This window comes from Skermanella sp. (assembly GCF_059503625.1).
In genome coordinates, this window is record NZ_JCACHA010001066.1 from 1 (window position 1) to 5,722 (window position 5,722).

Here is a 5,722-nt window from a genome sequence, read left to right on the forward strand (position 1 = left end):
GTCCCGCCCCCGGGCGGCGGGCCCCCCCCCCCGCCGGGCCCCCCCCCCCCCCCGGGGCCCCCGCCCCCCCCCCCCCCGGGGCGCCCCCCGCCCCCCCCCCCCGGGGGCCGGCCGGCGGGGCCCCCCGGTTCCGGGGGCGGCTCAGACGACGCGGTTGGGTAGATCCCGGCCGGCAAAGAAAGCATCCAGGTTGTTCAGCGCCGTGAAGCCCATGGCGTCCCGGGTCTGGTCGGTGGCACTGCCCAGATGCGGCAGCAGGAAGGTATTTGCCAGTGGGGCATAGCCGCGGTGAAGCCGAGGCTCGTTCTCGAACACGTCGAGTCCGGCGGCCGCCAGCTTGCCGGAGGCAAGCGCCGCGATCAGGGCTTCGTCGTCCACCACGCTGCCCCGCGCCGTATTGACGACCACGGCGCCGTCCGGCAGGCGGGCGATGCGCTCGGCGTTCAGCCAGTGATGGGTTTCCGGGCTGGCGGGGCTGTGGATCGACAGGAAATCGGCGACGGCCAGCAGGTCGTCGGCGTCGGCGTGGTAGATGGCACCCAGCTCCTCGCCGGCGGGAAGCCTGCGACGGTTGTGGTAGTGGATCTCCATGTCGAACCCGCGTGCGCGCCGGGCCACCGCCTGACCGATCCTGCCCATGCCGAGGATCGCCAGCCGCTTGCCCGTGACATGGACCCCGACAAGATGGGTCGGCGCCCAGCCTTCCCATCGGTCTTCGCGGATCAGCCGTTCGCCTTCCGATGCGCGCCGGGCGGCGCCCAGCAGGAGCAGCAGGGCGATGTCGGCGGTGGCGTCGGTCAGGACGCCGGGGGTGTTGCTGACGACGATGCCGCGTTCCTTGGCCGCAGCCAGATCGATATGGTCGGTACCGACGGAGAACGTCGCTATCATGCGAACCGAGTCGGGCAGGGCGCGTATCAGGTCGCCCGAAATCTTGTCGACGGCACTTACCATAACGGCGTCTGCACCCTGGGCCTTCGCCGCGATCTCGTCGGGGCCATAGGCGTGGTCGTCGTCGTTTTCGATGACGCGATAATCGCGCGCGGCGCGGGCCGTCACGGCATCGGGGAAGCGTCTTGTCAGGAGCAGGACCGGGAGTTTCGTCCCATTCGGGTGATTCATCGGGATATCCTCCGCTGCCGAAAATCGATGTTTATGGGTGAAACGCCAAAAAAGGTTGCGCCGGGTTTTTAGGGCGCGCGAAAATACTATGCTTGTTCATGAGCTTCACGCCGTAAACTGCCGTAAAACAATTTGTGGTCACCACCTTGAAAGATTTCCGATCCGCCGCCCGAACCGTCGCCATGGCGCTGGTCGGAGTGCTGACATCAATACCTTCGGCGCTGCCCGCTCCGGTCGCCCCCGCCGCCGTCGAGATCGCCCCGCACCGGGCGATCTACAAGATGTCGCTGGCGTCCGCGCGCAGCAGCAGCACGGTTTCCGACGTGCGCGGCCAGATGATGTTCGAGTGGGCCGATGCCTGCGACGGATGGACCATCGAGCAGCGCTTCCAGCTTCGCTTCCTGTACACCGAGGGCGATCAGGTCGACATGACGACCAACTACGCCACGTGGGAGGCGAAGGACGGTCAGTCCTACCGGTTCAACGTGCGGAAGCTGGTCAATGGCGAGGTGGACGAGGAACTGCGCGGCACCGCCGAGTCCCACGAGGGCCGGCCGGGCATCGCGCGCTACCTGAAGCCGGAGGCGCAGGAAATCGAGCTGCCGGACGGCACCATGTTCCCGACCATGCACACGATCCAGCTCCTGCGTCATGCGAGGGCCGGCGACAAGGTGTTCGCGACCACGGTCTTCGACGGTTCCGACACCGATGGCGCGACGGAGATCAATACCGTGCTCGGCCTCCGGAAGGAGCTGGCGAACGACAGCCGCTTCGACGCCAAGCTGTTCCATGGGGCGACCTGGCCGGTGAGGATGGCCTTCTTTCCGCTTACCAGCGAGGAGGCGGCGCCGGAATACGAAATGAGCCTCAGCCTGCTGGAAAACGGCGTCGCGCAGTCGATGCTGATCGACTACGGCGATTTCACCGTAACAGCCGTGCTGGAGAAGCTGGAGTCGATGCCCAAGCCACGCTGCTGACGGGAACCGCGGAGGCGGCTATTTGCGCCGCTTCCGCCTGTACAGCCGCTCGAATCCCGGCAGCATGGGGCTGGGATTGCCGCTCGTGACGAAGCTTCGCTGCGGATCGGGAACGGTTGCGGGCACCGGGACGTCGGGCGCCGGTTCCGCCGGCGGGTCGCCGCGGGGGGCGAGCAGGAGTTCCGGCGCCAGCAGGTCGGGCGTAGCGGACCGGTCCAGCGGGGTAAGGTCGGCGCAGCCGACTCCGATCAGGCGATAGGCGACGCCGGACGCCTCCCGCTCCAGCAGCGGCATGACGGCCTCGAAGACGGCGTCCGGCTCCTGCGTGGGTGCTCCGACCCTGCGGCTGCGGGTAACCAGCCTGAAGTCGCCGGTCTTGAGCTTGAGCACGACCGAACCGCCGAGCAGTCCGGCCGCCTTCATCCGGCGCGCCACCGTCTCGCACAGGGGCCAGAGCCGGTTCCGAAGGTCGCCCAGGTCGGAAATGTCCCGGCTGAAGGTCGTTTCCGCCGAAATGCTCTTGGTCTCCTCGTCCGGATCGACCGTCCGCAGGTCCTCGCCGCGGGCGAACCGGTATAACCGGCGGCCCATGACGCCGTAGCGCTTCATCAGCCAGATCTCGTCGCGGTCGCGCAGCTCGGCGATGGTCGTGATGCCGTCATGCTCCAGCTTCGATTGGAGCGCCGCACCCACGCCCCAGATCAGGCCGACCGGGCGCGGTCCCAGGAAGTCGAGGGCCTCGGCCCGGCCGATCGCCTTGAAGCCGCGCGGCTTGTCGAGGTCGCTGGCCACCTTTGCGAGGAACTTGTTGTAGCTCAGCCCGATCGACGCGGTGATCCCGATCTCGGTTTCCAGCCGGCGGACCAGCAGGATCAGCGAACGGGCAGGGCTCAGGCCCAGGGACTCCCCGGTCCCCGTAAGGTCCAGGAAGGCTTCGTCGATCGACAGCGGCTGGACGAGCGGCGTCAGCTCCAGCATCGTGGCGCGGACCTGCCGGCCGACCGCCTGATACTTCTTCATGTCGGGCGGCAGGACCACCGCATGGGGGCACAGCGCCATCGCCTTGAACATCGGCATGGCGGACCGGACGCCGTACAGGCGGGCGACGTAGCAGCAGGCCGCCACGACGCCGCGCTGCCCGCCCCCGACGATCACCGGCAGGTCGGCAAGCGCCGGGTTGTCGCGCTTCTCCACGCTGGCGTAGAAGGCGTCGCAGTCGATATGGGCGATCGAGAGCGAGTTCAGTTCGGCGTGGCGCGTCACGCGGCGCGATCCGCATTCCCGGCAGCGCTGCCGGCGAGGCGGTACGGGAGCGCCGCAGTCGCGGCAGAGGCCCGGCTCCGCCACAGTGCGGGAGCGGCCTTCGGGCGTGCGTACCTTTTCGGGATCCTCAACCTGTTCGTTCATATTGTGATATCGTAATCATTCCGGTGCCTTGCCGGCTCGACTGTACGTGGACGGACATGGGGTAGCCGTGTAAGGTGTCATTGTGCCTCAGGCGTGGACATAGCGCCACGCTATTGCCCTTTAATGGTCTCGTTTGTCGTATGTCTTTCGTGAACGCGAAATCCCTACAACATCTGCGTGGTAACTACACCTTAACCTTCGCCTTATAGAAGTGGGTGTAGGTGTGCGGCCGTCGGTACACTCGGGCCTTCCTGGCAGAACGCCGTGGCAGTGCTGGTTGTAAGGGTTCATGGAGAGTTATAATGTCGGTCGGTCAAGTTTGGGGCGGCGTTGAATCCTCAGGCTCCGCGAATGCAAAGCGGGTGCTGATCGTGGAAGACAACGAACTTAACATGAAGCTTTTCCATGATCTGCTGGAGGCCCATGGGTATGCCACCTTGCAGACCAAGGACGGGATGGAAGCGCTCAAGCTGGCGCGTCTCCATCGGCCGGACCTGATCCTGATGGACATCCAGCTGCCGGAGGTTTCCGGGCTGGAGGTTACCAAGTGGATCAAGGAAGACGACGACCTGAAGGCGATTCCCATCATCGCGGTGACCGCATTCGCCATGAAGGGTGATGAGGAGAAGATTCGGGAGGGAGGATGCGAGGACTACATCGCCAAGCCGATCTCCGTAGCGAAATTTCTCGAAACCGTTCAACGCTTCCTGAGCTGACGGGGCTCGGATGGAAGCGGCCGGAAACTGAGGGGCCATGTCGGCGCGCGTTCTCGTAGTTGACGACGTCCTGCCCAACGTAAAGTTGCTGGCGGCGAAGCTCACCCGCGAATATTTCGATGTGATTACGGCCTTCAATGGACCGGAAGCGCTCGAACGCATCAAAAAGGAAGCACCTGACATCATCCTTTTGGACGTCATGATGCCAGGAATGGACGGATTCGAGGTGTGCGCGCGCATCCGGGCCGATCCAACCACGATGCATATTCCGATCGTCATGATCACCGCCTTGTCGGATGCCGCCGACCGTGTCCGCGGATTGGAGGCCGGCGCCGACGACTTCCTGACCAAGCCGGTCAACGACATCGCCCTGTTCGCCCGCGTCCGGTCGCTCGTGCGGCTGAAGATGATGATGGACGAATGGCGTTTGCGCGAATCGACGTCCGGGCAGTTCGGCATCCTCGATCAGACCATAACCGTCAAGAACGAGACGGCGGCGAATGCCCGCGTGCTCGTGATCGAAGACAGCCCGATCGATCTGGACAAGATCGCCGAGACCCTGCGCCGGGATACCGACAGCGTGGTGGCCGCCGATACGTCCGCCAAGGCGCTCGACCTTGGCATGTCGGAGGACTTCGAGCTGATCATCGTCAGCCTGACCCTGCTCAACGAGGATGGCCTTCGTCTCTGTTCGCAGCTTCGCAGCCACGAACGGACACGGCAGGCGCCGATCCTGCTGATCGCCGACGAAGGCGATCTGAGCCGCGTCGCTAAAGGCCTGGAGCTTGGCGCCAACGACTATCTGCTGAAGCCGATCGACCGGAACGAGCTTCTGGCGCGCGTCCGTACGCAGGTCCGGCGCAAGCGCTATCACGAAAAGCTCCGGCATAACTACGAGCAGAGCCTGTCGATGGCTCTGACCGACAGCCTGACCGGGGTCTTCAACCGCCGCTATGTCAGCGCCCATCTGCCGCGTCTGCTGGAGCGGAGCTGGGAAAGCCAAAAGCCGGTTGCGATCCTGATGTTCGACATCGACCACTTCAAGACCGTCAACGATACCTACGGCCATGGCGTCGGCGACGAGGTCCTGCGGGAAGTCGCGAACCGGACGAACCGCAATCTCCGCAACTTCGATCTGGTGGCGCGCTACGGCGGCGAGGAATTCATCGTCGTCATGCCAGATACCGACCGGGAAGCCGCCTATGCGGTCGCGGAGCGTCTGCGCTGCCGCGTCGGGGAAGAGACCTTCACGGTGTCGGCCGATGTCGGCGAGATCACCGTCACGATCAGCATCGGCGTTGCCGTGGTCGACGGCGTCGGCGACACCGCCGAGGCGATCCTGAAGCGGGCCGACGACGCGCTCTATCAGGCGAAGCGCTCCGGCCGGAACCGCACGGTGGCATCCGGAGTGGCCGAAGCGCCGGTGGGGTGACATATCGCCGTCGTTTGCATCCCGCCCGGATCGAAGATCCGGGTGGATGATTTCAAAAAACCAGATCC

5 protein-coding genes are annotated in these 5,722 nt (G+C 65.2%); 3 read left to right on the plus strand and 2 right to left on the minus strand.

What is annotated here, in order from left to right; all coding sequences use genetic code 11:
* Positions 1-141: 141 nt before the first annotated feature.
* Complete coding sequence (locus AC5JJ6_RS38550; protein ID WP_496047114.1) at positions 142-1,122, minus strand: 2-hydroxyacid dehydrogenase; 981 nt, start codon at positions 1,120-1,122, stop codon at positions 142-144.
* Between the two features lie 146 nt (positions 1,123-1,268).
* Here AC5JJ6_RS38550 and AC5JJ6_RS38555 point away from each other — a divergent pair, with 146 nt between their 5' ends.
* Positions 1,269-2,099: a cell envelope integrity EipB family protein gene (locus AC5JJ6_RS38555; protein WP_496047115.1), complete on the plus strand. Its 831-nt coding sequence runs from the start codon at positions 1,269-1,271 to the stop codon at positions 2,097-2,099.
* 18 nt (positions 2,100-2,117) lie between these two features.
* Here AC5JJ6_RS38555 and AC5JJ6_RS38560 read toward each other — a convergent pair whose 3' ends face one another.
* Positions 2,118-3,506 (minus strand): DNA polymerase IV, encoded by a 1,389-nt coding sequence (locus AC5JJ6_RS38560; protein ID WP_496047116.1) that lies wholly within the window; start codon positions 3,504-3,506, stop codon positions 2,118-2,120.
* 302 nt (positions 3,507-3,808) lie between these two features.
* Between AC5JJ6_RS38560 and AC5JJ6_RS38565 the strand changes: the two genes are divergently transcribed.
* Positions 3,809-4,222 (plus strand): response regulator, encoded by a 414-nt coding sequence (locus AC5JJ6_RS38565; RefSeq protein ID WP_044426260.1) that lies wholly within the window; start codon positions 3,809-3,811, stop codon positions 4,220-4,222.
* A 37-nt stretch (positions 4,223-4,259) separates the two neighbouring features.
* On the plus strand, positions 4,260-5,654 hold the full coding sequence (locus AC5JJ6_RS38570; protein ID WP_496047117.1) for a PleD family two-component system response regulator: 1,395 nt from the start codon (positions 4,260-4,262) through the stop codon (positions 5,652-5,654).
* Positions 5,655-5,722 lie beyond the last annotated feature (68 nt).

Excerpts from the sequence above, each read along its gene's own strand:
- AC5JJ6_RS38550 (WP_496047114.1), bottom strand. The coding sequence starts at position 1,122 with ATGAATCACCCGAATGGGACGAAACTCCCGGTCCTGCTCCTGACAAGA.
- AC5JJ6_RS38560 (WP_496047116.1), bottom strand. The coding sequence starts at position 3,506 with ATGAACGAACAGGTTGAGGATCCCGAAAAGGTACGCACGCCCGAAGGC.
- AC5JJ6_RS38565 (WP_044426260.1), top strand. The coding sequence starts at position 3,809 with ATGTCGGTCGGTCAAGTTTGGGGCGGCGTTGAATCCTCAGGCTCCGCG.
- AC5JJ6_RS38570 (WP_496047117.1), top strand. The coding sequence starts at position 4,260 with ATGTCGGCGCGCGTTCTCGTAGTTGACGACGTCCTGCCCAACGTAAAG.